The 25,917-nt window shown below is 67.5% G+C and carries 28 protein-coding genes; 19 read left to right on the plus strand and 9 right to left on the minus strand.

The window, feature by feature from the left end:
- Positions 1–8: 8 nt before the first annotated feature.
- The 5 genes from ACOFKW_RS09775 (at position 9) to ACOFKW_RS09795 (ending at position 2,779) form a co-directional block, all read left to right on the plus strand.
- Complete coding sequence (locus ACOFKW_RS09775; protein WP_419813962.1) at positions 9–527, plus strand: TspO/MBR family protein; 519 nt, start codon at positions 9–11, stop codon at positions 525–527.
- A 2-nt stretch (positions 528–529) separates the two neighbouring features.
- Positions 530–790 carry an accessory factor UbiK family protein gene (locus ACOFKW_RS09780; protein WP_419813963.1) on the plus strand — a complete coding sequence of 87 codons (261 nt, stop codon included), beginning with the start codon at positions 530–532 and terminating at the stop codon, positions 788–790.
- Positions 791–890: 100 nt separating this feature from the next.
- Positions 891–1,406, plus strand: a complete 516-nt coding sequence (locus ACOFKW_RS09785; RefSeq protein ID WP_419813964.1) for a YbjN domain-containing protein — start codon at positions 891–893, stop codon at positions 1,404–1,406.
- Positions 1,403–2,200 (plus strand): pyrroline-5-carboxylate reductase, encoded by a 798-nt coding sequence (gene proC / locus ACOFKW_RS09790; protein WP_419813965.1) that lies wholly within the window; start codon positions 1,403–1,405, stop codon positions 2,198–2,200. Before ACOFKW_RS09785 ends, proC begins: the two co-directional genes overlap by 4 nt.
- 9 nt (positions 2,201–2,209) lie before the next feature.
- Positions 2,210–2,779 carry a hypothetical protein gene (locus ACOFKW_RS09795; RefSeq protein WP_419813966.1) on the plus strand — a complete coding sequence of 190 codons (570 nt, stop codon included), beginning with the start codon at positions 2,210–2,212 and terminating at the stop codon, positions 2,777–2,779.
- Positions 2,780–2,782: 3 nt separating this feature from the next.
- Here ACOFKW_RS09795 and ACOFKW_RS09800 read toward each other — a convergent pair whose 3' ends face one another.
- Positions 2,783–3,292, minus strand: coding sequence for a MarR family winged helix-turn-helix transcriptional regulator (locus tag ACOFKW_RS09800; protein WP_419813967.1), 510 nt, complete (start codon positions 3,290–3,292; stop codon positions 2,783–2,785).
- Positions 3,293–3,366: 74 nt separating this feature from the next.
- Here ACOFKW_RS09800 and ACOFKW_RS09805 point away from each other — a divergent pair, with 74 nt between their 5' ends.
- The 6 genes from ACOFKW_RS09805 to ACOFKW_RS09830 all read left to right on the plus strand — a co-directional run bounded on the left by ACOFKW_RS09805 (position 3,367) and on the right by ACOFKW_RS09830 (position 9,910).
- Positions 3,367–4,239: a branched-chain amino acid aminotransferase gene (locus ACOFKW_RS09805; RefSeq protein ID WP_419813968.1), complete on the plus strand. Its 873-nt coding sequence runs from the start codon at positions 3,367–3,369 to the stop codon at positions 4,237–4,239.
- A 155-nt stretch (positions 4,240–4,394) separates the two neighbouring features.
- Positions 4,395–4,625, plus strand: coding sequence for a hypothetical protein (locus tag ACOFKW_RS09810; RefSeq protein ID WP_419813969.1), 231 nt, complete (start codon positions 4,395–4,397; stop codon positions 4,623–4,625).
- 101 nt (positions 4,626–4,726) lie between these two features.
- Positions 4,727–7,612 (plus strand): SLBB domain-containing protein, encoded by a 2,886-nt coding sequence (locus ACOFKW_RS09815; protein ID WP_419813970.1) that lies wholly within the window; start codon positions 4,727–4,729, stop codon positions 7,610–7,612.
- A gap of 6 nt (positions 7,613–7,618) precedes the next feature.
- Positions 7,619–8,689 carry a chorismate synthase gene (gene aroC / locus ACOFKW_RS09820; RefSeq protein ID WP_419813971.1) on the plus strand — a complete coding sequence of 357 codons (1,071 nt, stop codon included), beginning with the start codon at positions 7,619–7,621 and terminating at the stop codon, positions 8,687–8,689.
- 159 nt (positions 8,690–8,848) lie between these two features.
- Entirely contained in the window at positions 8,849–9,547 is a 699-nt protein-coding gene (locus tag ACOFKW_RS09825; RefSeq protein ID WP_419813972.1) for a PEPxxWA-CTERM sorting domain-containing protein, read from the plus strand.
- A gap of 87 nt (positions 9,548–9,634) precedes the next feature.
- The gene (locus ACOFKW_RS09830; RefSeq protein ID WP_419813973.1) at positions 9,635–9,910 is read left to right on the plus strand and encodes a hypothetical protein; all 276 of its coding nucleotides are present in this window, start codon (positions 9,635–9,637) and stop codon (positions 9,908–9,910) included.
- Positions 9,911–9,955: 45 nt separating this feature from the next.
- Here ACOFKW_RS09830 and ACOFKW_RS09835 read toward each other — a convergent pair whose 3' ends face one another.
- The 5 genes from ACOFKW_RS09835 to ACOFKW_RS09855 form a co-directional block, all read right to left on the minus strand.
- Entirely contained in the window at positions 9,956–11,245 is a 1,290-nt protein-coding gene (locus ACOFKW_RS09835; RefSeq protein ID WP_419813974.1) for an adenylosuccinate synthase, read from the minus strand.
- A gap of 15 nt (positions 11,246–11,260) precedes the next feature.
- Positions 11,261–11,815 (minus strand): NADPH-dependent FMN reductase, encoded by a 555-nt coding sequence (locus ACOFKW_RS09840; protein ID WP_419813975.1) that lies wholly within the window; start codon positions 11,813–11,815, stop codon positions 11,261–11,263.
- Entirely contained in the window at positions 11,802–12,920 is a 1,119-nt protein-coding gene (locus ACOFKW_RS09845) for an ATP phosphoribosyltransferase regulatory subunit (protein WP_419813976.1), read from the minus strand. Before ACOFKW_RS09845 ends, ACOFKW_RS09840 begins: the two co-directional genes overlap by 14 nt.
- Positions 12,917–14,497 carry a phosphoglycerate dehydrogenase gene (gene serA / locus ACOFKW_RS09850; protein ID WP_419813977.1) on the minus strand — a complete coding sequence of 527 codons (1,581 nt, stop codon included), beginning with the start codon at positions 14,495–14,497 and terminating at the stop codon, positions 12,917–12,919. Before serA ends, ACOFKW_RS09845 begins: the two co-directional genes overlap by 4 nt.
- Before the next feature lie 114 nt (positions 14,498–14,611).
- Positions 14,612–15,733, minus strand: coding sequence for a phosphoserine transaminase (locus ACOFKW_RS09855; protein WP_419813978.1), 1,122 nt, complete (start codon positions 15,731–15,733; stop codon positions 14,612–14,614).
- A gap of 232 nt (positions 15,734–15,965) precedes the next feature.
- Here ACOFKW_RS09855 and ACOFKW_RS09860 point away from each other — a divergent pair, with 232 nt between their 5' ends.
- The 7 genes from ACOFKW_RS09860 (at position 15,966) to ACOFKW_RS09890 (ending at position 22,564) form a co-directional block, all read left to right on the plus strand.
- On the plus strand, positions 15,966–16,811 hold the full coding sequence (locus tag ACOFKW_RS09860; protein ID WP_419813979.1) for a TIGR00730 family Rossman fold protein: 846 nt from the start codon (positions 15,966–15,968) through the stop codon (positions 16,809–16,811).
- Positions 16,812–16,975: 164 nt separating this feature from the next.
- On the plus strand, positions 16,976–18,016 hold the full coding sequence (locus ACOFKW_RS09865) for a Ppx/GppA phosphatase family protein (protein WP_419813980.1): 1,041 nt from the start codon (positions 16,976–16,978) through the stop codon (positions 18,014–18,016).
- Positions 18,016–18,756: an RlmE family RNA methyltransferase gene (locus ACOFKW_RS09870; protein WP_419813981.1), complete on the plus strand. Its 741-nt coding sequence runs from the start codon at positions 18,016–18,018 to the stop codon at positions 18,754–18,756. The genes ACOFKW_RS09865 and ACOFKW_RS09870 overlap by 1 nt, the downstream gene beginning before the upstream one ends.
- Before the next feature lie 37 nt (positions 18,757–18,793).
- Entirely contained in the window at positions 18,794–20,440 is a 1,647-nt protein-coding gene (locus ACOFKW_RS09875; protein ID WP_419813982.1) for a M28 family metallopeptidase, read from the plus strand.
- Positions 20,437–21,414 (plus strand): agmatine deiminase family protein, encoded by a 978-nt coding sequence (locus tag ACOFKW_RS09880; RefSeq protein ID WP_419813983.1) that lies wholly within the window; start codon positions 20,437–20,439, stop codon positions 21,412–21,414. Before ACOFKW_RS09875 ends, ACOFKW_RS09880 begins: the two co-directional genes overlap by 4 nt.
- Positions 21,411–22,256: an N-carbamoylputrescine amidase gene (gene aguB, locus ACOFKW_RS09885; protein WP_419813984.1), complete on the plus strand. Its 846-nt coding sequence runs from the start codon at positions 21,411–21,413 to the stop codon at positions 22,254–22,256. Before ACOFKW_RS09880 ends, aguB begins: the two co-directional genes overlap by 4 nt.
- Before the next feature lie 35 nt (positions 22,257–22,291).
- The gene (locus ACOFKW_RS09890; protein ID WP_419813985.1) at positions 22,292–22,564 is read left to right on the plus strand and encodes a DUF6582 domain-containing protein; all 273 of its coding nucleotides are present in this window, start codon (positions 22,292–22,294) and stop codon (positions 22,562–22,564) included.
- Between the two features lie 12 nt (positions 22,565–22,576).
- Here ACOFKW_RS09890 and ACOFKW_RS09895 read toward each other — a convergent pair whose 3' ends face one another.
- A complete protein-coding gene (locus tag ACOFKW_RS09895; protein WP_419813986.1) occupies positions 22,577–23,116 on the minus strand; it encodes a GNAT family N-acetyltransferase in 540 nt (179 codons plus the stop codon).
- 119 nt (positions 23,117–23,235) lie between these two features.
- On the opposite strand from ACOFKW_RS09895, the gene ACOFKW_RS09900 reads away from it, so the two are divergent.
- Positions 23,236–24,390, plus strand: a complete 1,155-nt coding sequence (locus tag ACOFKW_RS09900) for a zinc-binding dehydrogenase (protein ID WP_419813987.1) — start codon at positions 23,236–23,238, stop codon at positions 24,388–24,390.
- 31 nt (positions 24,391–24,421) lie between these two features.
- Here ACOFKW_RS09900 and wrbA read toward each other — a convergent pair whose 3' ends face one another.
- Together wrbA and ACOFKW_RS09910 are read right to left on the minus strand one after the other, a co-directional pair.
- Complete coding sequence (gene wrbA / locus ACOFKW_RS09905; protein WP_419813988.1) at positions 24,422–25,021, minus strand: NAD(P)H:quinone oxidoreductase; 600 nt, start codon at positions 25,019–25,021, stop codon at positions 24,422–24,424.
- A gap of 97 nt (positions 25,022–25,118) precedes the next feature.
- A complete protein-coding gene (locus ACOFKW_RS09910; protein WP_419813989.1) occupies positions 25,119–25,916 on the minus strand; it encodes a TrmH family RNA methyltransferase in 798 nt (265 codons plus the stop codon).
- Position 25,917: the final 1 nt, after the last annotated feature.

The following is a 25,917-nucleotide window of genomic DNA, read 5'->3' on the forward strand; positions in this document are numbered from 1 at the left end:
AGGCGGTCATGCCTGCTTCCGCCTCCCGCGGCTCCGCCATCCGTGCCGCCATCGTGCTGGTGCCGTTGCTCAATCTGCTCGGTGGTGCGTCGGCCAAGGTTTCGGGCTCGGTCGCCGACAGCGCGTGGTTTAAGTCGCTAGTCCTGCCCGCCGCCCAGCCGCCCGGCCTTGCCTTCCCGATCGCCTGGACGATTCTCTACTCGTTGATGGCGGTCGCTGCTGCGCTGGTTTGGGGAACCCGGGTCCGCGGTCGCTGGATCGCCCTGGGGCTGTTCGCCGCGCAGCTCGCGCTCAACCTCGCCTGGGCACCGCTGTTCTTCGGGGCGCACCAGCTGTTCTACAGCCTGATCCTGCTGGGTATCATCTGGCTTGCGGCGATAATCACGACTTTTGCTTTTGGCCGGGTCAACCGGGTGGCAGCGTGGCTGATGCTTCCCTATCTTGTATGGCTGAGCTTCGCTGCCGCGCTCAACTTTGATATCTGGCAACATAATCCGGGCGCTTCCGCCCAAATGCAGGAACGCTGACCATGCAGTCGCAGAACCGCATCTTCGAAGACCTGTCCAAGGTCGCCACCTCCGCCATGGGCACCTTCGCCGGCGTCGGCCGCGAGATCGAGACCGCGGCACGTAACCGCATGCGCGACATGGTCGGCGGCCTCGACATGGTCGAGCGCGACGAGTTCGAGGCGGTCAAGGCGATGGCTGCCACCGCCCGCGCCGAAGTCGAAGTGCTGCGCGCCGAGATCGCTGCATTGCGCTCCGCACAGGCCGGGACCGCCACTGGATGAGATTTATCCCCAGCTATATTGCGAAATCGGCGGTTGCCGAGGTTGCACGTTACACATTCACGCGTCAGCTTGGCGCAATTACCAGGCAGGAGTGTCGGGCATGAACGTCGACTTCGCCTTCTCCCCGGCGCCAGCCGCGCCGATCGATATGCTCGAGCATTATTTCAACGCGAACGGCCATGCCTTCGAGCGTAGCGGCGACGAGGAAATCACAGCGTCGGTCACTGGCGAGTGGGCGACCTATCAGCTCCGCGCGCTGTGGCGAGAGGAGGAGCACGTCCTCCAGCTTATCGCCATGCCGGAACTGCGCGTGCCCGACGGCAAGCGTGCCGCGATCTACGAGACGCTGGGCCTGATCAACGAGCAATTGTGGATTGGTCATTTCGAGATGTGGTCGGCGGACGGTGCTTTGCTGTTCCGCCACGCGACCCTGCTCGATAGCGATGACGAGGACGAGGACATCGACCTGACGCTCGGCCAGGCCGAGATGCTGGTCGAAGCGGCGGTCGACGAGTGCGATCGCTATTACCCGGTGTTTCAGTTCGTACTGTGGGCGGGCAAGACGCCGGCCGATGCCATGGCCGCCGCGTTGCTCGACACCGTCGGCGAGGCTTGAGCCCGGACCTCACCCGGATCGGCAGCGTCTGGCTGCTCGGCTGCGGCAACATGGGCGGCGCGCTACTGCACCGTTGGGTTGCGGCAGGGCTGACCCGGATAACGATCATCGACCCCAGCCCGCGCGACTTGCCGAACGGGGTTGACGCTGGCGCGGCGGCTCCGGCCGGAACAGGCCCGGACGTGCTGGTACTGGCGGTCAAGCCGCAATTGCTTGCGGAGGCCGCGGTGCCGCTGCTGGCGCGGTTGAAGCCTGATACGCTGGTCGTTTCGATCCTCGCCGGCACGACTTGCGCGACACTAAGCTCGTTGTTCGAGGGCAGGGCGGTGGTTCGTACCATGCCCAATACGCCGGCGCGCATCGGCCAAGGGGTCACTGCATTGTTCGCTCCGCAGGCAGCCGGGCGAGAAGCTGCCGAGGCATTGATGGCTGCGGCGGGAACAGCGGTCTGGCTCGACGACGAGGGCCAGTTCGACGCCGTGACCGCCGTGTCGGGCTCGGGCCCCGCCTATGTATTTGCGTTCATCGAGGCGCTTGCCGCGGCTGGCGTCGCGGGCGGATTGCCCGAGAAGCTCGCCGCCGAATTGGCGCTGCGCACGGTCGGCGGCGCGGCGGCACTGGCGATGACCGGGGAGGCAGATCCGACGGCATTGCGGATCGCCGTGACCAGTCCGAACGGCACGACGGCGGCGGGACTGGCCGTGCTTGGCGCCGACGCCGCGCTCGACCGACTGGTCACGGCGACCGTGGCTGCGGCGCAAAACCGCTCCCTCGAACTCGGCAGACCGGTTTAGGGTCGCAACATGGCGACCGACGATCAGATACTGGACGGCTGGCTGGCAGCGATCGAGCGTGACGGTTGGGTGCTGGCCCGCATCGACAGCGCCGCGGTACTTGCGGAGGTCAGCCCGGCGGACGTGGCAGCAGTCTATCCCGACCGCTGGAGCGCGTTGCGTGGGATGCAGCGCCGTCTCGACCGCGCCGCGCTCGGCGAGGCCGGGGCCGACAAGGACGCCAGCATCCGCGACCGGCTGTTCGGCCTGATGATGGCGCGCTTTGATGCCGCCGAGGACTCAAAGCCTGCGATCCGGGTTGTCGCGGAAGCCGCACGTCGAGATCCCGGCCTTGTCGCCTTCTTCATGGTTACCGCACCGGTCTCGATCGCCCGGATTGCCCAGGCAGCCGGGGTCGATACCGGCGGCTGGCTCGGGCCACTGCGGGTCAAGGCGCTGACGATCCTAATGGTCCAGGTGTCGCGGACCTGGCTGGACGACGAGGATCCCGACCTTGGCGCGACCATGAAGGCGCTCGACGCGGCGCTGGAGCGAGCTGAGCGCTGGGGCGCGCGTTTCCAGTCGGGATCGGTCGCCTGACGCCTACAGGGTCGACTGCAGCGCCTCGACCAACGGCCGGTCCTCGGGCGGGATGAAGCCGGACAGTACAGCCCAGAAGCCGGTGACCGCGCCTTGGCCGGCTGCGGCATAGGCTGCGGCCATGCCGGTTCGCAGTTCGACGAACAGTTGCGCCTCCAGTGCAGCGCCGGCGGCCGTCAGGTGCAGCAGCCGCTGCCGCCGGTCACGGGCACCGACCTCGGTGACCACCAGCGCCTTGGTCTGCAGCTCGCCCAGTACCCGGCTCAGCGATTGCTTGGTGATGTTGAGCAGTTGCAGCAGGTCGCTGACCGGCATCGCTGGCCGACGCGCGATGAAGTACAGCGCACGGTGATGCGCCCGGCCCAATCCCTTCGACGCCAGCATGTCGTCGGCACCCCGGATCATGTTGCTGTAGCCGAAATACAGCAGCTCGATCCCGCGCCGGATCTCGGCCTCGCGCAAGAACAGTGGCGATGCGCCGGCTTTGGGGACCAAGGAAAGTGCGTCAGCCATGTTGACGTATTTTACACACAATGTTACCGGCGGCAACCATTCTGTGATATAAACAAACAAGTCCGGAGTAGCATGTGATCGAGGCCACCTTCGACGATCGCGACGGTTTCATCTGGTTCGACGGTGCCCTGCGGCCCTGGCGCGAGGCCAATATCCATATCCTGACGCACGCCATGCACTATGCCAGCGCGGTATTCGAAGGCCAGCGCTGCTATGGCGGCACGGTGTTCAAGCTGCGTGAGCACAGCGAGCGTCTGGTCAACTCCGCCAAGCTGCTTGGCTTCGACATTCCCTGGTCGCTCGACCAGATCGATGCCGCGACCAACGAGACGATCGTCGCGAACGGTCTCAGCGACTGCTACGTACGCCCGATCGCCTGGCGCGGTTCGGAGCAGATGGGCGTCGCCGCGCAAAAGACCAAGCCGCACCTCGCCATCGCCTGCTGGGAATGGGGTGCCTATTTCGGCGACGAGGCGCTGGCCAAGGGGCTCCGACTCAACGTTGCGCCGTGGCGTCGCCCGGCGCCCTATACCGCGCCGACGAAGGCCAAGGCTGCCGGCTTGTACATGATCTGCACCCTATCGAAGCATGCTGCCGCGGCGGCCGGCTATGACGACGCCCTGATGCTCGACTGGCGCGGCCAGGTCGCCGAGGCGACTGGCGCCAACATCTTCTTCCTCAAGGACGGCAAGCTCCACACGCCGACTCCCGACTGCTTCCTCGACGGTATCACCCGACGGACCGTCATCGGGCTGGCGCAGCATCGTGGCATCGAGGTCGTCGAGCGCGTGATCTGGCCCGAGGAGCTTGAGACTTTCGAGCAGGCATTCCTGACCGGGAGTGCGGCCGAGGTTACGCCGCTGGCCGAGATTGGACCGTGGCGGTTCGAAGTCGGTGCGCTGACGCGGCAGCTTCAGGCCGATTACGCCGCACTCGTTCGCGGGTAAATTAGCAACACTCGGGCGCGATGAGCGGGCCGGCCGGCGTGTACAGGCTTGCCGCACTGCATCAATTCGCCTAACTCGGGGTCTCTAGCGTTCACGCAACGGACACATTGTCGGTTCAATGCTCCCCGAAGTTTCGGAATGATGAGTTAGCAACGATGCGTTCGAGCTTTTACCCAGTCCTGGCTGCGGTGATCCTTTCCGGGGTACTTTGGGTCATCCCCTCGCTGGGTACTCAGGGCATGGGGACGATCGGCCAACGCTTTGCGCATGTCGATCGTGACTTGATGAGCGAGGCTACGGCCGCGCCGGGCGATCGCGACTCCGACGCAGTTCGCGCGACCCTGCTGCATGCCGATGCCGTCGTCGAATCGGCTGCGGGGCGCTAAAGCCGATTCCGACTTCCTCACGGCCACCTGCATTTTCGCGTCGATTGACGCCGTACGCCACCAACCCTAAACCCCGCGTTCGACAAGCGGGTGGAGTGATAATGCCAATTCGGCTCGGCACTGCCGCGGTAGCAACCGCGATGCTCATGCTCGCGTCGGCAGCACTGGCCCAGACGATCGATCCGCGCATCCTGCAGCAGGTGCAGGGCCAACTTGGCGCAGGCGGAACGTCGCAGAACCCGATCAGTCCGATCGATCGTGCGCGGGAGGCAAGCGTTCCGGCCGCCGACCCCCTAGGCACCACGCGCCTCGACACGCCCGAGGAGCAGGAACTGCGGCGGCTGCAATCGCGCAACGCCATCGCGCGGCTGTACACGCCGTCGCCGGTGGAGCGCGAGTTCCGCGACCGCCTGTCGGATCCGACATTGCGCCAGTTCGGCTATGAACTGTTTCAGTCGGTGCGAGGCAGCCCGGGCCCGCTGACCGGATCGGTAAGCGACTCCTACGTCATCGGTATCGGCGACGACGTCGTCGTGCAATTTCAGGGCGCCACCAACGACAGCAAGACGGTTCGCGTCGATCGCGAAGGCCGGCTGGTCGTCAACCCGTTGCCGCCGATCCCGGCCAGCGGTCGTACACTTGGTGCGGTGCGCGCCGATCTGGCGGCGGCAACCCGGCGCACGCTGCTCGGTACCGACGTCTATGTCTCGCTCGGCGGCGTGCGTGCCGCGACGGTGTTCGTCGGCGGCGAGGTCGAGCGTCCCGGGCAGTTCCAGTTGACGTCGCTCGCCGATATCAGCGCCGCGCTGGCGCAGGCCGGCGGCGTGCGTCGAACCGGTTCACTCCGCAATATCCGCATCGTTCGCGGCGGCGCGACGATCACGGTCGACCTTTACGGCCTGCTCGGGATCGGCACGCCGCCTTCGGTCAGGCTGCGCGATGGCGACCGGATCATCGTGCCGGTGATCGGCGATACCGTTGCTGTCGCCGGCAACGTCGCGCGCCCGGGCATCTACGAAATCCGGCGCGGCACCTCGGTCGGCGCTCTGCTCGATTTTGCCGGCGGGCCACTGCGTCCCCGCGGCAACTCCGTGGCGATCAGCCGGATCGGGCCCGACGGCTCCGAATCCTTCGTGCCGCAAGCCCTGTTGACCAGCACCTTGCTCCCCGGCGACGCGATCCAGTTGACCGGCGGCAGTGCCGGCGGTGCGTCGGGCCGCGTTCTGCTGAGGGGCTATGTTGCCAATCCTGGGCCGCGCGCGCTGGGCGCTGCCCCAACGGTGCGCGACCTGCTTGGCAGTGTCTCCGACCTGAAGTTCGATACCTACCTGCCGATGGCGGTCCTGGTGCGCCGCGATCCCGAGACGGCGGCCCGCGTCTTCCAGCCGGTCAACCTGCTGACCGCGCTGCGTTCGACGCCGGGTGTCGCCTTGCGCAGCGATGACCGGCTGTACGTCTTCAGCCGCTCCGACATCGAGTTTCTCAACCGCTCGCCGGTGCGCCGCATTGTGCTGGGCCAGCCCAATTCGCTGCGCGAGTGCACCTCGCTCGACCGGCTCGAAGCCCTGGTTCGCGATACACAGTCGTCGCGGTTCAGTGCAGTGACGCGCGGCAGCTTCATCGTCGAGCGCAACGGACAGAGCGATGTCGGTGCTGTCGGCGGGGTGCAGACGTCCATTCGCAACGACGACAGCCTGCGCTCGGGTCCGGATCAGGTCGGCCTGGCACGTGCCGGCGGAGCAACGGCGATGACCTCGCAGGAAGCTGCGCGCGCCAACGCGTTGCGCAATACCAATACCAGCACCAACAATGCCGACGATGGCAGCGACCAGTATCAGTATCAGGACCGGGATTGGGATCGTTACCGTGACACTGACGCCGACCCGACGCTAGGCCAGTCGGCGCGCAGCGTGCGCGACACTGGACGTTGCCCGGCCGTGTTCGAGGAGGAGCCCGAACTGCTGCCGGTGTTGATCGAGAATGCCGTCGCGGTCAGCGGTTCGATCCGCCGTCCCGGTGCTTATCCGATCGCCGGTCCGGTCAGCGCCCGCGACCTGTCCGCCGCGGCCGAGGGCCTGCTGGTCAACGCCTCGTCACTGACCCTAGATATCACCCACGCCGGCAGGGACGGGGTCGCCGCTCAGCAGCAGATCCCCGTCGATCCGTCGAGTACCGTGCTCGCGTCGACGACTATTTCCGCCGGCGACGACGTGCGCTTCAATGCCGCCCAGCCGCAGTACGAGCCTGGTGGCGTGCTGCTGACCGGCGAGTTCGCGCGGCCCGGCCTGTACTCGATCCGCAAGGGCGAGACGCTGTCCCAGCTGATCGCCCGGGCCGGTGGCCTTTCGCAATACTCCTACCCTTACGGCACAGTGTTCACGCGGCGCAGCGTCAAGGAACTGCAACAGGACGGTTTCCGCCGGACCGGGCGCGAGCTGACCAGCGGTTTGTTGGCGGCAACGGCGCGCAAGACCGGGCAGGGCGGCGGCGACTCGCTGATCGCCGCACAGGGCCTGATTACCCAGCTGTCCACCGTCGAGGCACCCGGGCGTGTCGTTGTCGAGGCCGACCCACGCGCGCTGGCGCTGCGTCCCGACCTCGATACGGTGCTCGAATCCGGCGACGCGATCTATGTGCCCAAGCGCCCGAACTTCGTGCTGGCACTCGGCGACGTCAACAACCCCGGCGCGCTGCAGTTCGTCGAGGGCAAGACCATCGCCGATTATCTGGGCGAGACCGGCGGCACCCAGTTCAGCGCCGACAAGAAGCGCATCTTCGTCGTCCTGCCGAACGGCACCTCGCAGCCGCTCAAGCAGGGCCGCTGGCAGCGTACTGCCGCCGCCGCGAATATCCCGCCGGGCTCGACGATCATCGTGCCCAAGAACATCGACCCGCTGTTCGGGCTCGACATCGCGCGCGACATCGCCACCATCGTCGGTACGTTGTTCACCTCGCTGGCTACCGTCGCCGTGCTCGCGACGCGCTAGCCGGCGATGTCGTTCAACAGCTTCGGCCGGGCGTTCCGCTTCACGACCTGGGGCGAGAGCCACGGGCCGGCGCTGGGCGTCATCGTCGACGGCTGCCCGCCCGGGCTGATGCTGACCGAGGCGGACCTGCAGCCCTGGCTCGACAAGCGCCGTCCTGGCACCTCGCGCTTCACCACCCAACGGCAGGAGCCCGACCAGGTTCAGATCCTCTCGGGCACCTATGAGGGCCGCACCACCGGCACACCGATCAGCCTGATGATCGCCAACGTCGACCAACGCTCCAAGGACTATAGCGCCGTCGCGACCAGCTATCGTCCCGGCCACGCCGACTATGCTTACGACGCCAAATACGGTTTCCGCGATCCACGCGGCGGCGGGCGGTCCTCGGCGCGCGAGACGGCGGCGCGTGTCGCAGCCGGCGGCGTCGCGCGACTGGTCATTCCCCAGGTCCGCATCCGCGCCTATCTCGTCGAGCTCGGCGGCATCGCGATCGACCGCGACCGTTTCGACGATGCCGAGATCGACCGCAATCCGTTCTTCTGCCCCGATGCCGAGGCGGCTGCGGCCTGGGAGGTCACTCTCGACGCGGCCCGCAAGTCCGGCTCATCCCTCGGTGCCATCGTCGAGTGCGTCGCTACCGGGGTACCCGCCGGCTGGGGCGCGCCGGTCTATGCCAAGCTCGACAGCGAACTGGCGGCGGCGTGCATGAGCATCAATGCGGTCAAGGGTGTCGAGATCGGCGACGGGTTCGCCGCGGCCCGGTTGCGCGGCGAGACCAATGCCGACGCAATGCGTCCCGGCCCGGACGGCAAGCCAATGTTCCTGTCCAACCATGCGGGCGGCACCGCGGGTGGCATCTCCACCGGCCAGCCGATCATCGTCCGCATGGCGCTGAAGCCGACATCGTCGATCCTGACACCGGTCGAGACGATCAACCAGTCAGGGCAGGCAGCGGACATCGTCACCACGGGTCGCCACGACCCCTGCGTCGGTATCCGCGCAGCGCCGGTGGCCGAGGCGATGATGGCGCTGGTCCTTGCGGACGCCCGGCTGATGCACCGCGGCCAGTGCGGTTGAGAGATACGAAAATCTTATCTTCATAATACCTTAAGTCAGACTGTCGGTCCGCCTTACACTCATATCGGCGCGTTAACGACTGGCACCAAGGGCATCTTCACAGACTCTGCATGGCACGAACCTTGCTTGGCGTGCTCCGTACAGAATCCGGAGTTGGCCATGCGTAATATCCTCGCTTTCGTTGCAACATTGGCGCTGAGCGCGCCCGCACTGGCCGCGACCAATACCGTTTTCGATAACCAGTCGACGTTCACCGGCACCGGACACTGCGTCTACAACACCACCTGCGCCTCGATGCTCGACTTCGGCGGCAACTACGCGGCGCAGAAGTTCAGCCTCGGCGCGGATACCGTGCTCAGCGGCGGCGGCGTCACCAATTATACCGCACCGGGCGTGACCGACATCGGGTCGATCAACTGGATGGTCTTCGCAGCCGACGGCACTGCCGGCATGCCGGGGACCTTGCTGGCGACCGGAAAACGTTCTGCGATCACGTCACTGACCGTGTTGAGCGTCGACGAGCTCGGCTATTACGACCTGTCGCTGGCAAAGTTCTCTATGCCCTCGCTGGAGCTCGGCGCCGGCGATTATTACATCGCGCTGCAGGCCGTGACGACGCAGTTCCGGGTCTATCTCAGCGCCGGTGACGCTATCGACGGCGGTGCCCAGACCCGCAACGGCGGCGACAGCTGGACCAGCGGCTACCAGGGCTATTCGAGCATAGCAGTGTCATTGTACGGCCTCGAGAACGTTGCCGCCGTGGTGCCCGAGCCGGCCAGCTGGGCGCTGATGATCGTCGGCTTCGGCATGATCGGCGCCTCGATGCGTCGCCGCGCCACCACAGTTCGCTTCGGCTAGCACCCGGACCGCTACAGGCGTACCAGCCCTTTAAATCAGCGACATTCGCGCTATCTTAGTCGGGTAACACACCGATTGAGGAGCGCCATGTCAGTCATCGAACGACCCCGCGACCGCAACGTCGGTGAGCCGGCAGACCCAGTTTCAGCAACCGTGCTGACCTATGTCGTGTGGTTCTTCTTGGGCAACCTTGGCGGCCACCGCTTCATCACCGGCCGGGTCGGCACCGGGCTGATCATGCTGCTGCTCCACGGGCTCGGCTGGCTGACCTTCTGGTTCGGCCTCGGCTTCCTGATCTGGGGCGTGGTCGGCGTCTGGTGGCTGATCGACGCCCTGCTGATCCCCGGCTGGATCCGCCGCTAACACTAAGACAGGGACTTAGGCGCGCCGCCTGGGATCGATCGCGCCTCAGTCAAGAAACGGATCGCGCACCAGGATCGTGTCCTCGCGCTCGGGCGAGGTCGAAACCAGCGCCACCGGGCAGTTGGTCAGTTCCTCGATGCGCCGGATGTACTTGATCGCCTGCGCCGGCAGCTCGCTCCAGCTGCGCGCACCGCGGGTCGACTCGCTCCAGCCTTCGAAGCGCTCGTAGATCGGGACGACCGCGGCCTGGTCGGCGGCGTGCGCGGGCAGGTGGGACAGTTCGCGGTCGCCGATCCGGTAGCCGGTGCAGATCATCAGCTCGTCCATCCCGTCCAGAACGTCGAGCTTGGTCAGCGCCATGCCGTGGACGCCGCTGACCTGCGCGGCCTGGCGGACCAGCACGGCATCGAACCAGCCGCAGCGCCGCTTGCGCCCGGTGACGGTGCCGAACTCATGGCCACGCTCGCCGAGGCGCTGGCCGATGGCGTCGTCCAGTTCGGTCGGGAAGGGGCCACCGCCGACGCGGGTGGTGTACGCCTTGACGATACCGAGCACATAGTTGATCGCGCCCGGCCCCATACCGCTGCCCGCCGCGGCTTGCCCGGCGACGACGTTGGAGGAGGTGACGAACGGATAGGTGCCGTGGTCGACGTCGAGCAGCACGCCCTGCGCGCCCTCGAACAGTATGCGTTTGCCGGCGCGACGGGCGTCACCGAGGGCGGCCCAGACCGGGGCGGCATAGGGCAGCACGAACGGCGCGATTTCCTCCAGCGCGGCGACCAGCGCGTCGCGGTCGACCGCCTCGATGCCGAAGCCCGCACGGAGCGCATTGTGGTGCGCTAGCAGGCGATCGAGTTGCGGGCCGGCCTTGTCGAGATGGGCGAGGTCGCAGACGCGCAGCGCCCGACGGCCGGCCTTGTCCTCATACGCCGGGCCGATACCGCGGCGGGTGGTGCCGATCTTGCCCGCGCCCGAGGCATCCTCGCGCAGGCCGTCGAGGTCGGAGTGAAGTGGCAGGATCAGCGCGCAGGTCTCGGCGACCTGGAGGATGTCGGGCGAGATGGCGACGCCTTGCCCGCGCAGCTTCTCGACTTCGGCCTTGAAGTGCCAGGGATCGAAGACGACGCCGTTGCCGATGACCGACAGCGCGCCGCGGACGATGCCGGAGGGCAACAGGCTGAGCTTGTAGACCTGTTCGCCGATGACGAGGGTGTGACCGGCGTTATGGCCGCCCTGGAAGCGCACGACGACGTCGGCGCGTTCCGACAGCCAATCGACGATCTTGCCCTTGCCCTCGTCGCCCCATTGCGCTCCGATGACGACAACGTTGGCCATTTTACTTGTTCCCGGTCATGCGGTTTTGTCGATCCAGGTCGCGAACTTGTCGACGATGCTGGTGAAGAAGGCGCGCGAGCTTTCGACGACGCTGCCGTCGTCGGCAAACAGCTTGGCGGCGTTGCCGATATAGGCTTCGGGCTGCTGCATCGCCGGCATATCGAGGAAGACCAGCGACTGGCGCAGCGCGTGGTTGGCACCGAAGCCACCCATCGCGCCGGGGGTGACGCTGACCACCGCCGCAGGCTTGCCGCTCCAGACGCTGGCGCCATAGGGCCGCGATCCGATGTCGAGGGCGTTCTTGAGCAGCGCCGGTACCGAGCGATTATACTCCGGCGTGACGAACAGCACGGCGTCGAACGGGCGGACCTGTTCGCGGAAGGCGGTCCATTCGGCGGGCGGCGTCTTGTCGTCGTCGAGATCCTGATTGTACATCGGCAACGGTGCCAGATCGACCATCGTGAAATGCAGATGGGCCGGGGCCAGGGCGATCAGCGCCTCCGCCACGCGCCGGCTGTACGATGCGCGGCGCAGGCTGCCGACCAGCACGCCGATATCATGGTCTGCCATGGGTCGGCTCCTGTACCTGGACACCCGAGGCAGTCCAGCGGTGGCTGCAATCCGATACCAGCGCGTCGGCATCCAGCGCGGCAACCGTCATCCAGCCCTGCGCGCGAAGCTCGGCTCCCGCATCCGCCGGGGTCCCGAACGGCAGCCAAACGCGGCGCCGCTCGACCAGCCCGAGTCCGGCGTCGACCAGCCCGTCGACGAACAGCGAGAAGCCGACGGCGCGCTCGTCGCCGGTCTCGTGGATGACCTGGTAGCTGCCGCCGCGCCCGACCTCGCCGCGCACTCCGGCGGCGAACAGCGAGAAGCCTATCCAGCTTTGATATTCGAAGCCGTGTCGCTCGGTCGGGTCCAGCGTCACCGGCAGTCCAGCGGGCAGCGCTGCGACGACCGCCGCGACATCGTCGATGTGAGCCGTGATTGCGCTGGGCAGCGCCAGCCCGCGCAACGTCGCCAGCGCGCTGTCGACCGGCCCGGCGGCCGCGATCAGTGGCTCGTACGCCGCACCACCCGCTGCCCGCAGTCCGGCGACATCCTTGCCGTCCAGCCGCGCGCGAACCTCGGTCAGCTTGCCCTCGGCCAGCGGCCAGACCGCCGCCAGTTCGCCGACGAGGCTCGGCATCGTCAGGTCGACGGTCAGCCCGGTCAGCCCCGCCGCGGTCACCGCCTCGACTGCCAGCCGCAGCATCTCGACCACCGCCGCCACCGAGTCCGAGCCGATCAGCTCGGCCCCGGCCTGCAGCATTTCGCGCTCGGGCGTCAGTTGCGACCCCTTCACCCGCAGCACCGGCCCGGCGTAGCTCAGCCTGAGTGGTCGCGGCACATGCGCCAGGCGCGTGGCGGCGATCCGCGCCACCTGCCCGGTGATGTCGGGCCGCAGCGCCAGCGTCCGCTGGCTCACGGGATCGATGAAGCGCAGCAGCTCCCGCCGGTCGGTGTTCGCCAACCGCCCGGCGAGGCTCTCCTCATACTCCATCAACGGCGGCTGCACCCGCTCATAGCCATGGCTGGCCAGCGTCCCCAATAGGGTCGCGACCAGCGCCGCCGCCGCCTCCGCTTCCGGGGGCAGGCGGTCGCGCAGGCCCTCCGGGAGCAGGCCGGGTGTCATCCGAACTTCAACGCCTTCACAGTCTTAACTCCCGGCAAGCGGCACACCGACCACAGCAACGGCTCGGGGATGCCCGAGTCCACCGACAGGAGCAACACCGCTTCCGACCCCGCATCGCGCCGCCCGAGGTGGAAGGTGCCGATATTCACCCCCGCCTCGCCCAGCGTCGTGCCGATGCGGCCGATGAAGCCGGGCTTGTCCTCGTTGACGACGAACAGCATGGCGCCCGACAGCTCGGCTTCGATCTTGATGCCGATGATCTCGACCAGCCGCGGCTCGCGCCCGGCGAACAGCGTGCCGGCCACCGATCGCTCGCCGTCCGGCGTCCGCACCGTGACGCGAACCAGCGTGTGATAGTCGGTGTCGCGCTCGTGGCGGACCTCGGCGATCTCGATGTTGCGCTCGCGGGCCATGTACGGCGCGTTGACCATGTTGACGGTGTCCGAGTGCGACCGCATCAACCCGGTCAGCACCGCAGCGGTGATCGGCTTGATGTTGAGTTCCGCAGCGGCACCCTCGACCTCGACGGTGACCGCGCTCAGCCCCTCGCCGGTCAGCTGCCCGATCAGCGAGCCGAGCTTCTCGGCCAGCGTCATGTACGGCCGCAGCTTTGGCGCTTCCTCCGCCGACAGCGACGGCACGTTCAAGGCGTTGACGACGCTGCCGGTCAGCAGGAAGTCCGACATCTGCTCGGCGACCTGGATCGCGACATTGACCTGCGCCTCGTCGGTCGAGGCGCCGAGGTGCGGCGTCGAGATGAAGTTCGGTGTGCCGAACAGCGGCGAGGCCTTGGCCGGCTCCTGCACGAACACGTCGAGCGCCGCGCCGCCGATATGGCCGCTGTCGAGCCCGGCCTTGAGCGCCTCCTCGTCGATCAGACCGCCGCGCGCGCAGTTGATGATCCGCACCCCCGGCTTGGTCTTCGCAAGGTTCGCCGCCGACAGGATGTTGCGCGTCGAATCGGTCATCGGCGTGTGCAGCGTGATGAAGTCGGCGCGTGCCAGCAGCTCGTCGAGCGTCACCTTCTCGATGCCGAGGTCGGTGGCGCGCTCCGGCGTCAGGAACGGGTCATAGGCCACGACCTTCATCTTCAGGCCGAGCGCACGGTCGGCGACGATGCTGCCGATGTTGCCGGCGCCGATCAGCCCGAGCGTCTTGGCGGTCAGCTCGACCCCCATGAAGCGGTTCTTCTCCCACTTGCCGGCCTGGGTCGAGGCATCGGCCTCGGGCAGCTGGCGGGCGAGCGCGAACATCAAGGCGATGGCATGCTCGGCGGTGGTGATCGAATTGCCGAACGGCGTGTTCATGACGACGATGCCGCGCGCACTGGCCGCCGGGATATCGACATTGTCGACGCCGATGCCGGCACGCCCGACGACCTTCAGATTGGTCGCCGCGGCAAGCACGTCCTTGTTGGCCTTGGTCGCGGAACGCACGGCGAGGCCGTCGTACTTGCCGATGATGGCGATCAGCTCGTCCTTGGACAGGCCGGTGATTTCATCGACTTCGATGCCGCGAGCGCGAAAGATCTCGGCGGCCTTGGGGGACATCTGGTCGGCGATGAGGACTTTGGGCATGATTTCTTCCTTGTCCCCCTCCTGGAACGGGAGGGGCTAGGGGTGGGTCTTCAACGGGCGAGATCTGGGCGGGTGCAAGACCCACCCCCAGCCCCTCCCGTTCCGGGATAGGAGCTAAGCGCCAGTGACTTCCGAATGCGCCCAGTCGAGCCACGGCCCGAGCGCCTCGATATCGCTGGTGTCGACCGTCGACCCGCACCAGATGCGCAAGCCCGGCGGTGCGTCGCGATACCCGCCGATGTCGAACGCCACGCCTTCCTTTTCCAGCAGCGCCGCGATCTGCTTCGGCACGTCGGGCGACGCGTCCGGCAGCGTAAGGCAGACGCTGGTGTTCGACCGCGTGTGCGAGTCGCCTGCCAGGTGCGCGATCCACGGCGTCTTCTGGACCCAGCGATCGAGCGCCTGCGCATTGGCATCCGCCCGCGCCGACATCTCGACCAGCCCGCCGATCGACCTCGCCCATTCCAGCGCGTCGATATAATCCTCGACCGCCAGCATCGACGGCGTGTTGATCGTCTCGCCGCTGAACAGCCCCTCGATCAGCTTGCCCTTCGAGGTCAGGCGGAAGATCTTCGGCAACGGCCAGGCCGGGACATAGCTTTCCAGCCGCTCGACGGCGCGTGGTCCCAGGATCAGCACGCCGTGGCCGCCTTCGCCGCCCAGCGCCTTCTGCCAGCTGAAGGTCAGCACATCGACCTTGGTCCAGTCGACGCCCTGCGCGAACACCGCGCTGGTCGCGTCGGCGAGCATCAGGCCTTCGCGGTCGTCGCGGATCCAGTCGTAGTTCGGAATGCGAACGCCCGAGGTGGTGCCGTTCGAGGTGAAGCAGACGTCATGGCTCTGCTGGACGCGCGTCAGGTCGGGCAGCTCACCATAAGGCGCGGTGATGACCTCGGGATCAATCTTGAGCTGCTTGAGCGCGTCGGTGACCCAGCCTTCGCCAAAGCTCTCCCACGCCAGCATGGTCACCGGGCGAGCGCCGAGCAGCGACCACATCGCCATCTCATAGGCGCCGGTGTCTGAGGCAGGGACGATGGCGATACGGTGCGTCGCCGGGACCTGCAGGACCTCGCGCGTGAGGTCGATGGCGAGCTTCAAGCGCGCCTTGCCGATCTTGGAACGATGCGAGCGACCGAGGCTTTCGGTGGCGAGGGCGCCGGCGGACCAGCCGTGGCGTTTGGCACAAGGGCCGGACGAAAAATGCGCGCGAATAGGACGTGCGTCGGGACGATTCATTCTGTTCTCTCCTCACAGAGAGCACGCGCCGCGTTGGGGCGGCGTGGCCCGTCGGCGCTTGTAGAGGCGAAAACCGGGGGGTCAAGGCCGGAACGGTCTTGCCTGTGGGTCGATGGTCCTATCCGCTCCTCCGCCCGTCGCAGGGCCGGGGCAGGGCTTTCGCGGCACCAGCCCTGCTGACATTCCCGCCAAACGCGCCTAGACCCCCCGGCCCAACCGCCGAGACCAAGCGATGCATCCGAATCTTCCCGAACGCCTGTTTCCCACCGCCCGCAGCGAGGCGGCGACCGCCAACAAGCCGACCTCCGTGCCGCAGACCGAGCATCCGGCCTATGCGCTGGCGTTCCAGGACAACGACTTCCTGCTGAAGGACGAGATGCGGCCGGTGCGGTTGCAGCTCGAACTCGCCAAGGCCGACCTGGCGCTGGCCGAGGCGGGCATCAAGTCGATGTTCGTCTTCTACGGCTCGGCACGCATCCCGGCGCCGGAGGATGCGCAGGCGCTGGTCGACAATGCCAAGACGGACCGCGAGCGCGCCATCGCCGAGAGCCTCAAGGCCAAGTCGGTCTATTACGAGGAAGCCCGGCGGCTGGCGCGGATGGTGTCGGGCGAGGGCGCCATGCAGCGCTATTTCACCGTTTGCTCCGGCGGCGGACCGTCGATCATGGAGGCGGCGAACCGCGGCGCAGCTGACGTCGGCGCGCCCTCGGTCGGGCTCAACATCGTGCTGCCGTTCGAGCAGGTGCCGAACCCGTACGTCACGCCGGGCCTGAGTTTCCAGTTCCACTATTTCGCGCTGCGCAAGATGCACTTCCTGATGCGCGCCAAGGCCGTCGCGGTGTTCCCGGGCGGCTTCGGCACCTTCGACGAGATGTTCGAGCTGCTGACGCTGATCCAGACCGGCAAGGTCGCGGCCATGCCGATCGTCCTGTTCGGGCGCGAGTTCTGGAACAAGATCATCAACTTCGAGGCACTGGCCGACGAGGGCACGATCAATCACGCCGACCTGGAGCTGTTCCACATGGTCGACAGCGCCGAGGAAGCCTGGGCCATCGTCCGCGAACACTACTCGATCTAAGCCTGCCCTCCCCGCGCCGGGGACTCCCGGGTGGGACGTCTTGCCCCGGGCCGTGGTTAACGAAGTCCTGCCACGCCCTGTTGCCGAAAAGACCCACGCCGGTTACAACCGTGTTAAGTGACCGGTGCGTAACCCGTGCCGGCAAGGTGCCCGAGGCGATTATCATGCCGTTCAACAGCGGGGCCGTGGGGCTGGCCGCGCCACCGCCCGAAGTCCGTGTCGATATCCGCCAGGTCGCGCGACCGCAACGCCGTACCTTCGGTGCGCTCGACCTCGGCACCAATAATTGCCGCCTGCTGATCGCCCGTCCGGCCAGCCACGGCTTCACCATCGTCGACGCCTTTTCGCGCATCGTCCGCCTCGGCGAGGGCATGGTCCAGACCGGCCGCCTGTCCGACGCAGCGCAGGACCGCGCCGTCGATGCCCTCAGGATCTGTGCCGACAAGCTGCGCCGTCGCGACGTCACGATCACCCGCAACGTCGCCACCGAGGCCTGCCGCCGCGCCACCAACGGCGCCGCCTTCATCGACCGGGTCTATGCCGAGACCGGCATCGCGTTAGACGTCATCACCCCGGCGGAGGAAGCCCGGCTGGCGGTCCTCGGCTGCCAGTCGCTGATCGACTGCGACGGCCCGCCGGCGCTGGTCTTCGACATCGGCGGCGGCTCGACCGAGCTGATCCTGGTGCAGAAGGGCGCGCGCGGCGAGGCGATAATCTCGGAGTGGGTCAGCATTCCCTGGGGCGTCGTATCGCTGGCCGAGACCGAGGACACGTACCTCGAGATCGACGAACGCGAGCCTGCCTATGAACGGATGTGCGCCCGTGTTTCGGCGCATTTCGGCCGCTTTGCCGAGGCCGTCGCCCGTGCCGCACCGGGGCCGCTGCAATTGCTCGGCACCAGCGGGACGATCACCACACTGGCCAGCGTCCACCTCGGCCTGGCCGCCTATGACCGCCGGGTGGTCGATGGCTGTACGGTCACCGCCCGCTCCATGCACGAAATATGCGCGATGCTGGCGTGCCGTTCGCCCGCCGAACGCGCCCAGGTCCAGTGCATCGGGCAGGAGCGTGCCGACCTCGTCGTCGCCGGTTGCGCCATTCTCGACGCGATCCTGCGGCAATGGCCGTCGGAGCACGTCCGTGTCGCCGATCGCGGTATCCGCGAAGGCATTTTAAGAACTCTCATGATCCAGGGCGCCCGCTGATGAGCCAATCACCAGGCAGCGGCGGCGGCTCGGGTCGCTCGCAAGGCGGCCGGACGCGGGTGCTGACCGCCAAGCGCCGCACCGTGTCGTCGAACACCTGGCTCGCCCGCCAGCTTAACGATCCCTATGTGAAGGCAGCGAAAGCAGCAGGTTGGCGCAGCCGCTCGGCATTCAAGCTGATCGAGCTCGACGAGCGCTTCGGGCTGTTGAAGGGCGTCGAGCGGGTCATCGACCTCGGCTCCGCACCCGGCGGTTGGTGCCAGGTCATCACCAAGGCCAAGCCGCGCACCAAGGTCGTGGCGATCGACCTGCTGGTCATGGAACCCATCGCCGGCGTGACCTTCTTCCAGAAGGATATCCTCGACGAAGACACCGAGGATCTGCTGCGCGACACGCTCGGCGGCGATGCCCAGCTGGTGCTGTCCGACATGGCGGCGAACACCGTCGGCCACCGCATGACCGACCACATCCGCACCATGGGGCTGGTCGAGACCGCGCTGGCCTTTGCCGTCGACATGCTGGAGCCCGGCGGTGCCTTCGTCGCCAAGGTCCTGGCGGGCGGCGCCGACACCACGCTCGTCACCGAGCTGAAGCGCCATTTCAAAAGCATAAAGCACGCCAAGCCCCCCGCCAGCCGCAAGGATTCGAGCGAATGGTACGTCGTCGCCCAGGGCTTCAAGGGTCGCACCGCCGAAGCCGTCGACCCGGAACTGCAAGGGGTTGCGCCTGACGGCGATTGACTGGCACTCAGCCCCGGTCACACCGCCGGAGTCCCCGATGAAATTGTCCTTGTTCGTGGTTGCCCTGCTTGCCACCACCGCCGCATCTGCCCGGATCACCGACGTCGAGCTCAAGCGCGACACCCAGGTCCTGAGCTCCGACGCCTTCGAGGGTCGCAAGCCCGGCACCCCCGGCGGCGACAAGGCCGTCGCCTACATCATCCAGCGCATGCAGGCGATCGGCCTGAAGCCGGGCAACCACGGCAAGTGGACCCAGGACGTGCCGCTGGTCACCATCAAGGCCGATCCCGCCACCGCGGGCCTGACCATCAACGGCGGCGCCGCCCCGATCGCCCTGAAGTTCGTCGATGACGAGGTCGTCTGGACCCGCCACGAGCAGCGCCATGTCGACCTCAAGGACTCGCCTTTGGTCTTCGTCGGCTACGGCGTCGTCGCGCCGGAACACGGCTGGAACGACTATGCCGGCCTCGACATGCGCGGCAAGACCGCCGTCATCCTCGTCAATGACCCCGATTGGCGCAACACCGACCTGAAGGGCGACTTCGGCGGTCGCGCCATGACCTATTACGGTCGCTGGATCTACAAGTTCGAGGAGGCGGCCCGCCAGGGTGCCGCCGGCGCCATGATCATCCACCAGACCGAGCCTGCCGCCTATCCGTTCGGCGTCGTCGTGACGTCCAACAGTGTCGCCAAGCAGCACCTCGCGACCGCCGACAAGGGCGCATCGCGCACCCTCATCGAGGGCTGGGTCACCAAGCCGGCGTCCGACAAGCTGTTCGCCGCCGCCGGTCTCGACTTCGCCGCGCTCGAGCTTGCTGCGGCCAAGCCGGGCTTCAAGGCGGTGCCGATGGGCCGGCTGACCGCGTCGGTCTCGCTCGACAACAGCGTTGCCTATACCGCTTCGCAGAACGTCGTCGGCATCCTGCCCGGCAAGTCGCGGCCGAACGAAACTGTGCTCTACACGGCGCACTGGGACCATCTCGGCCGTTGCCCGGCGGACAAGACCGGCGACGACATCTGCAATGGTGCGCTCGACAACGCCAGCGGGGTCGCCGGCCTGCTGGCACTCGCCACCGAGGCGAAGCGCGATACGCCGACGGCGCGCAGCCAGGTCTTCATCGCCGTCACTGCCGAGGAATCGGGGCTGCTCGGATCGCAATATTACGCCGAACATCCTATCTACCCGCTGGGTTTGACAGCGGGCGGAGTGAACATGGACGTGATGAGCGTGATCGGCCGGGTGCGCGACGTCACCATTACCGGTGCCGGCAAGTCGGAGATCGAGCCGATGTTCGTCGCCATCGCTGCGAAGCAGGGGCGTTCGGTCGCTCCCGAGAGCAAGCCTGAAAAGGGCGGCTACTACCGCTCCGACCATTTCAGCTTCGCCAAGGTCGGCGTTCCCATGCTCGCGGCCGAGAGCGGCAACGACGTCATCGGCAAGGACGCGGCGCACAGCGGCAAGGCTTATGGCCAGTCGCTCGCCGACGATTACACGACCAAGCGCTACCACCAGCCGTCCGACCAATACGACCCGAGCTGGGACTGGAGCGGCGCGGTCGAGGACCTGCAGGCCTATTACACTTTCAACCGCCAGCTCGCGAACAGCAGCGCCTGGCCGAACTGGTATCCGACCGCCGAATTCCGCGCCGTCCGCGACAAGAGCCGCGCCGAGTTCGCCAAGTGAGCGCCCGCCAGCCCGCCGAATGGGCGCCGCACAGCGCCTGCTGGACCGCCTTTCCCTCGCATCCCGAGCTTTGGGAGGATGATCTCGTCCCGGCGCAGGCCGAAGTGGCGGCGATGGTCCGCGCTATCGCGGCCGGTGAACGCGTCGAGTTGCTGGTCGCCAACGAAGCCGCCGAGGCCGCGGCCCGCGCCGCACTGGCGGGTGCCGATGTCGGTTTCCACCTCTATGCCTTCGGGGACATCTGGCTGCGCGATACCGGCCCCCTGATCCTGTCGTCGCCGGCAGGGCTGGCGGGTGCTGGTTTCCGCTTCAACGGCTGGGGCGGCAAGTACGACCTTCCCGGCGACGACGGCGTCGCGGCCTTCGTCGCGGGCGCTGCCGGGCTGCCGCTGGCCCGCCACGACTGGGTGCTGGAGGGCGGCGCGATCGACATCGAGGGCAGCGGCCTGGCGGTCACCACCGAGGCGTGCCTGCTGAATCCGAACCGCAACCCGCACCTCGACCGTGCGGGAATCGAGTCGCACCTGCGCCGTGACCTCGGCATCGACCGGCTGCTGTGGCTCGGCGAGGGGCTGGCCAACGATCACACCGACGGTCATGTCGACAATCTGGCGCGCTTCGTCGCCCCCGGCCTGCTCGCGCTGCCCTCGGCCTCGGGCAGCGACGATCCCAACGCCGATGTCTTTGCCGACGCTCACGAGCGGGCCCGCGACTACGGTCTCGATATCGTCACCATCCCGTCGCCGGGCCGCGTCGAACGCGATGGCGAGATCGTCCCCGCCAGCCACATGAACTTCTACATCGCCAACAGCGCCGTCGTCGTGCCGACCTATGGCACGCCATATGAAGACGCCGCGGTCGCCGCCATCGCCGCGCTGTTCCCGACCCGCAAGGTTGTCGGCCTGCGCGCCGACCATATCCTGACCGGCGGCGGCAGCTTCCACTGCATCACCCAGCAGGTCCCCAGCCTATGACGATCACCGCCGCGGCGCTCCAGCTCGCCTTCACCGACGAGATGGATGCCGACATCGCCGCGACCGTTGCCGAGGTGCGCAAGGCCGCGGCGGCAGGGGCCCAGGTCATCCTGCCGCCGGAGCTGTTCCAGGGCTATTATTTCTGCCGCCACGAGCACGACAGCTTCTTCTCGCGCGCCTTCCCGGCAACGGCTCATCCCGCGATCGAGGCGATGCAGAAGGTCGCGAAGGAAACGGGCACCTACATCCCCGCAAGCTTCTTCGAGCGCGACGGGCCGCATTACTACAACTCGCTGGCGATGATCGATGATCGCGGCGAGGTGATGGGCATCTACCGCAAGAGCCATATCCCCGACGGCCCGGGCTATGAGGAGAAATTCTACTTCCGCCCCGGCAACACCGGCTTCAAGGTCTGGGACACGCGGCACGGGCGCATCGGCGTCGGCATCTGCTGGGACCAGTGGTTCCCGGAGACGGCGCGCGCCATGATGCTGATGGGCGCGGAGATCCTGTTCTACCCGACCGCCATCGGCTCCGAGCCCGCCGAGCCCAACCTCGACACGCGCCGCATGTGGATCCGCGCCATGGTCGGCCATGCGGTGTCGAACGTCGTGCCCGTCGTCGCCGCCAACCGCACCGGCGTCGAGGAGGACCAGCGCTTCTATGGCAACAGCTTCATCGCCGACCAGCGCGGCGACATCCTGTCCGAGCTGACCACCGACGAGACCGGCCACGTCATCGCCAGCTTCGACCTGGAGGAAGTCCGCGCCAACCGCGCCGCCTTCGGCTTCTTCCGCGACCGGCGTCCCGACCTTTACGGGCGGCTGGCGGAGGATCGCTGACGCTTCGGAACCGTGCGACGGCGGCGCGGTTTTCCGTGATCGCAGCGCAGGCGGAGGCGAAGATGGCGACGCTCGACAGCAAGGATCGCGACGAACTCGGCGACAGCAAGTTCGCGTTTCCCAAGCAGCGGAAGGAGCCGTTGGAGGATGCGAAGCACGTCCGCAACGCGCTGGCCCGCTTCGACCAGGTCAAGGACGTCACCGACGCCGAGCGCGACGAAGCCTGGAAGCGTATCAAGGCGGCCGCCAAAAAGTTCGACGTCGAGATCGGCGAGAAAAGCTGGCACGAACTCGGCAAGCGGAAATAGCCGGGTCGAGCCCTATCCGGCGTCGGTCGCCCTCAGGTCGCGCTCCAGCACTGCGAACTCCAGGTCCGCCGGCGTCACGCCTGGGCGCATGCGGTGGACTGCCGGAAACGGCCGGGTCTCACCGGTGCGCCGATAGCCGCGGCGTTCGTACCAGGCGATGAGCTCGGCGCGTACACCGACTACCGTCATCTCCATTCGCGACGCGCCATAGGTGCGGGCGGCGAGTGCCTCGGCGCGCTCGATCAGCCAGCGGCCCAGTCCCGCCGCCTGCAGGCCCGGTGCCACCGACAACATCCCGAGGCTGCTGAGCCCGTCGCCCTTGTCGGCGACCAGCACGCAGCCGGTCAGCCCGCTCTTGCCCTCGGCCAGCAGCATCGTCTGGCCCGGATCGGCGATGATCGCCGCCAGCGTCGCGTCGTCGGTGCGCGGGCCGTCGAGCAGGTCGGCCTCGTGCGTCCAGCCGCCTCGCGACGAGTCGCCGCGAAAGGCGCTCTCGACCAGTTCGCGCAGCGGCGTGAGATCGGCGAGGGTGGCGGGGCGAAACACGGTCATCGCCGCGCTATGACGCGAACACGGGTGGCAGGGCAAGCCGGTTACCGGCCATGGCCCGCTTGCTGCAGGCTTGGCAGGCATGGCACAGGGTGGCTGGATAATCCGCTCCGGAGACTGGAATGAAGATCACCGCCGCCGTTCTCGACACGCTTGGCACGCCGTCGCCCTATGCGGAGACGCAGCCGCTGACGCTGGCGACGCTGGAGCTCGACCCGCCGCGTTTCGGCGAGCTGCTGGTCCGGATCGACGCGGCGGGCCTGTGCCATTCCGACCTGTCAGTGATCAACGGCGACCGGCCGCGCCCGATGCCGATGGCGCTGGGGCATGAGGCGGTGGCGACGGTGGTCACGCTGGGCGATCCCGGCGACACGATGTACGCGGTCGGCGACCGGGTCGTGCTGACCTTCCTGCCGCCGTGCGGCGAGTGCGTCCAGTGCCGCAGCGGCGAGGCCTATATGTGCCCGCACGGCGCGGTGGCGAACGGCAAGGGCGAGCTGTTGCGCGGCGGGCTGCGGCTGCACGACCATGACGGCCATGACGTCCACCACCACCAGGGCGTCTCCGCCTTTGCCGATCATGCGGTCATCGACCGGCGCTCGGTGGTCAAGATCGACAAGGACATCCCGGTCGAGATCGCCGCGCTGTTCGGCTGCGCGGTGCTGACCGGCGTCGGCGCAGTGCTCAACTCGGCGGCGCTGCAGGCGGGCGAAAGCGTCGCGGTCTATGGCCTTGGCGGTGTCGGGCTGTCCGCCGTGCTCGGGGCGTTGGCCGGCGGTGCCAACCCGGTGTTCGCCATCGACCCGGTCGCCGCCAAGCGCGACCTCGCCGTCGAACTCGGCGCGACCGCCGCCTTCGCGCCTGAGGACGCCGCCGCCGGCATCGAGGCGCTGCTCGGCGGCAAGCCCGACATGGTGGTCGAGACGGTCGGCAAGGCGCGGGTGTTGGAGGCGGCCTATGCGCTGACCCGGCGCGGCGGGCGGGTCGTCACCGTCGGCCTGCCCAATCCGGCGGAAATGTTCTCGATCCCCGCGGTCAGCCTGGTCGGCGACGGCAAGACGATCATCGGCAGCTATCTCGGCTCGTGCATCCCGGCGCGCGACGTGCCGCGCTACATCGGCCTGTGGCGGGCCGGGCGCTTGCCGGTCGAGCGGCTGCTCACCTCGGTCGGCTCGATGTCGGAGATCAACACGCTGTTCGACAACCTGGCGAAGGGCACCGCCATTCGCCAGGTCGTGCTGCCCGACGGCCCGCGCTCCGAGGCGCGGGCCGGCTGAACGCCGACGGCAAGCGCAGGCCGCCTGAGGCTCAGGCGAACAGCTTGTTCGCGGTCTTGGCAATGAGCTCGCCCTGGTGGCGCGCACCGGCAAGATCGATGGCGGTCGGCTGGCGCGCACCGTCGCCGCCGGCAACCGTGGTGGCGCCATATGGGGCGCCGCCGACGATCTCGTCGACGCTCATCTGGCCCTGGTGGCTATAGGGCAGGCCGACGATGGTCATGCCGAAGTGCATCAGGTTGGTGATGATCGAGAACAGCGTCGTTTCCTGGCCGCCGTGCTGACTGGCGGTCGAGGTGAAGGCGCCGCCGACCTTGCCGTTCAGCGCGCCGGTCGCCCACAGGCCGCCGGCCTGGTCGAAGAACGCCGCCATCTGCGACGACATGCGGCCGAAGCGCGTCCCGGTGCCGACGATGATCGCGTCGTAGTTCGCCAGCTCGGCGACGGTCGCGATCGGGGCAGCCTGGTCGAGCTTGAAATGGCCGGCCTTGGCGATCTCCTCCGGCACCGTCTCCGGCACGCGCTTGACGTCGACGGTCGCACCGGCGGCGCGGGCACCCTCGGCGATCGCGTTCGCCATGGTCTCGATGTGACCGTAGGTGGAGTAATAGAGAACCAGGACCTTGCTCATCGCGGACTGCCTTTCGAGTGAATGTGCAGTCCTGATCTACCCAGGCGGCTCAACGCGAAAGCTGCATAATATCGTCGCAGCTTATCAATAAATCCGATCAGCGGCGGATCTGGTCGAGCACCTCGTACAGCAGCACGGCGCAGGCCACGGCGACGTTCAGGCTGTCGGCCTTGCCCAGCATCGGCAGCTTGACGAGTTCGTCACAGGCCTCGGCATATTCCGGCGGCAGGCCCGATTGCTCATTGCCCATGAACACGAACGTCGGCGCAGTATAGCTGACGCTGCGGTAATCCCGCGCCCCCTCCAGCGCCGCCCCGGCCAGCATTCCCGGCCCGGTGCGTAGCCAGCGCAGGAAGCTCGGCCCGTCGGTCTGGACGACCGTCCGGGTGAACAGCGCCCCCATCGACGCCCGCACCGCCTCGACGCTGAACGGATCGCACGAGGCGTCGAGCAGGATCACCCCGCCCGCGCCGGTCGCGTCGCAGGTCCGCAGCATGGTGCCGAGGTTACCCGGGTCCTTGAGCGATTCCACCACCACCCAGATCGCCGCGGTCGACCGGTCCAGCGCCTCCAGCGTCGTCGCGGTCTGGCGGAACACGCCGACCACAGCCTGCGGGTTGTCCTTCTCGGTCAGCTTGTGGAGGATGTCGCGGCTGGTCTCGATGACCGTGCCGCCCGATGCCTCGACGATGCCCGCCAGCTTTTCGATCAGCGGGTGGGCACGGGCATCCTCGGCATAGACCAGCTGGCGCGGCACCTGCCCGGCCTCCACCGCCTCGGCGCAGATGCGCAGGCCCTCGGCCATGAACAGCCCGGTATCGCGGCGGTGCTTCTTGTCGCGCAGGGCGCGGATCGCCTTGATCGTCGGGTTGGAGTGGCTGGTGATGTGCAGCATC

This window comes from Glacieibacterium sp., from assembly GCF_965200405.1.
Lineage (GTDB): Bacteria > Pseudomonadota > Alphaproteobacteria > Sphingomonadales > Sphingomonadaceae > Glacieibacterium.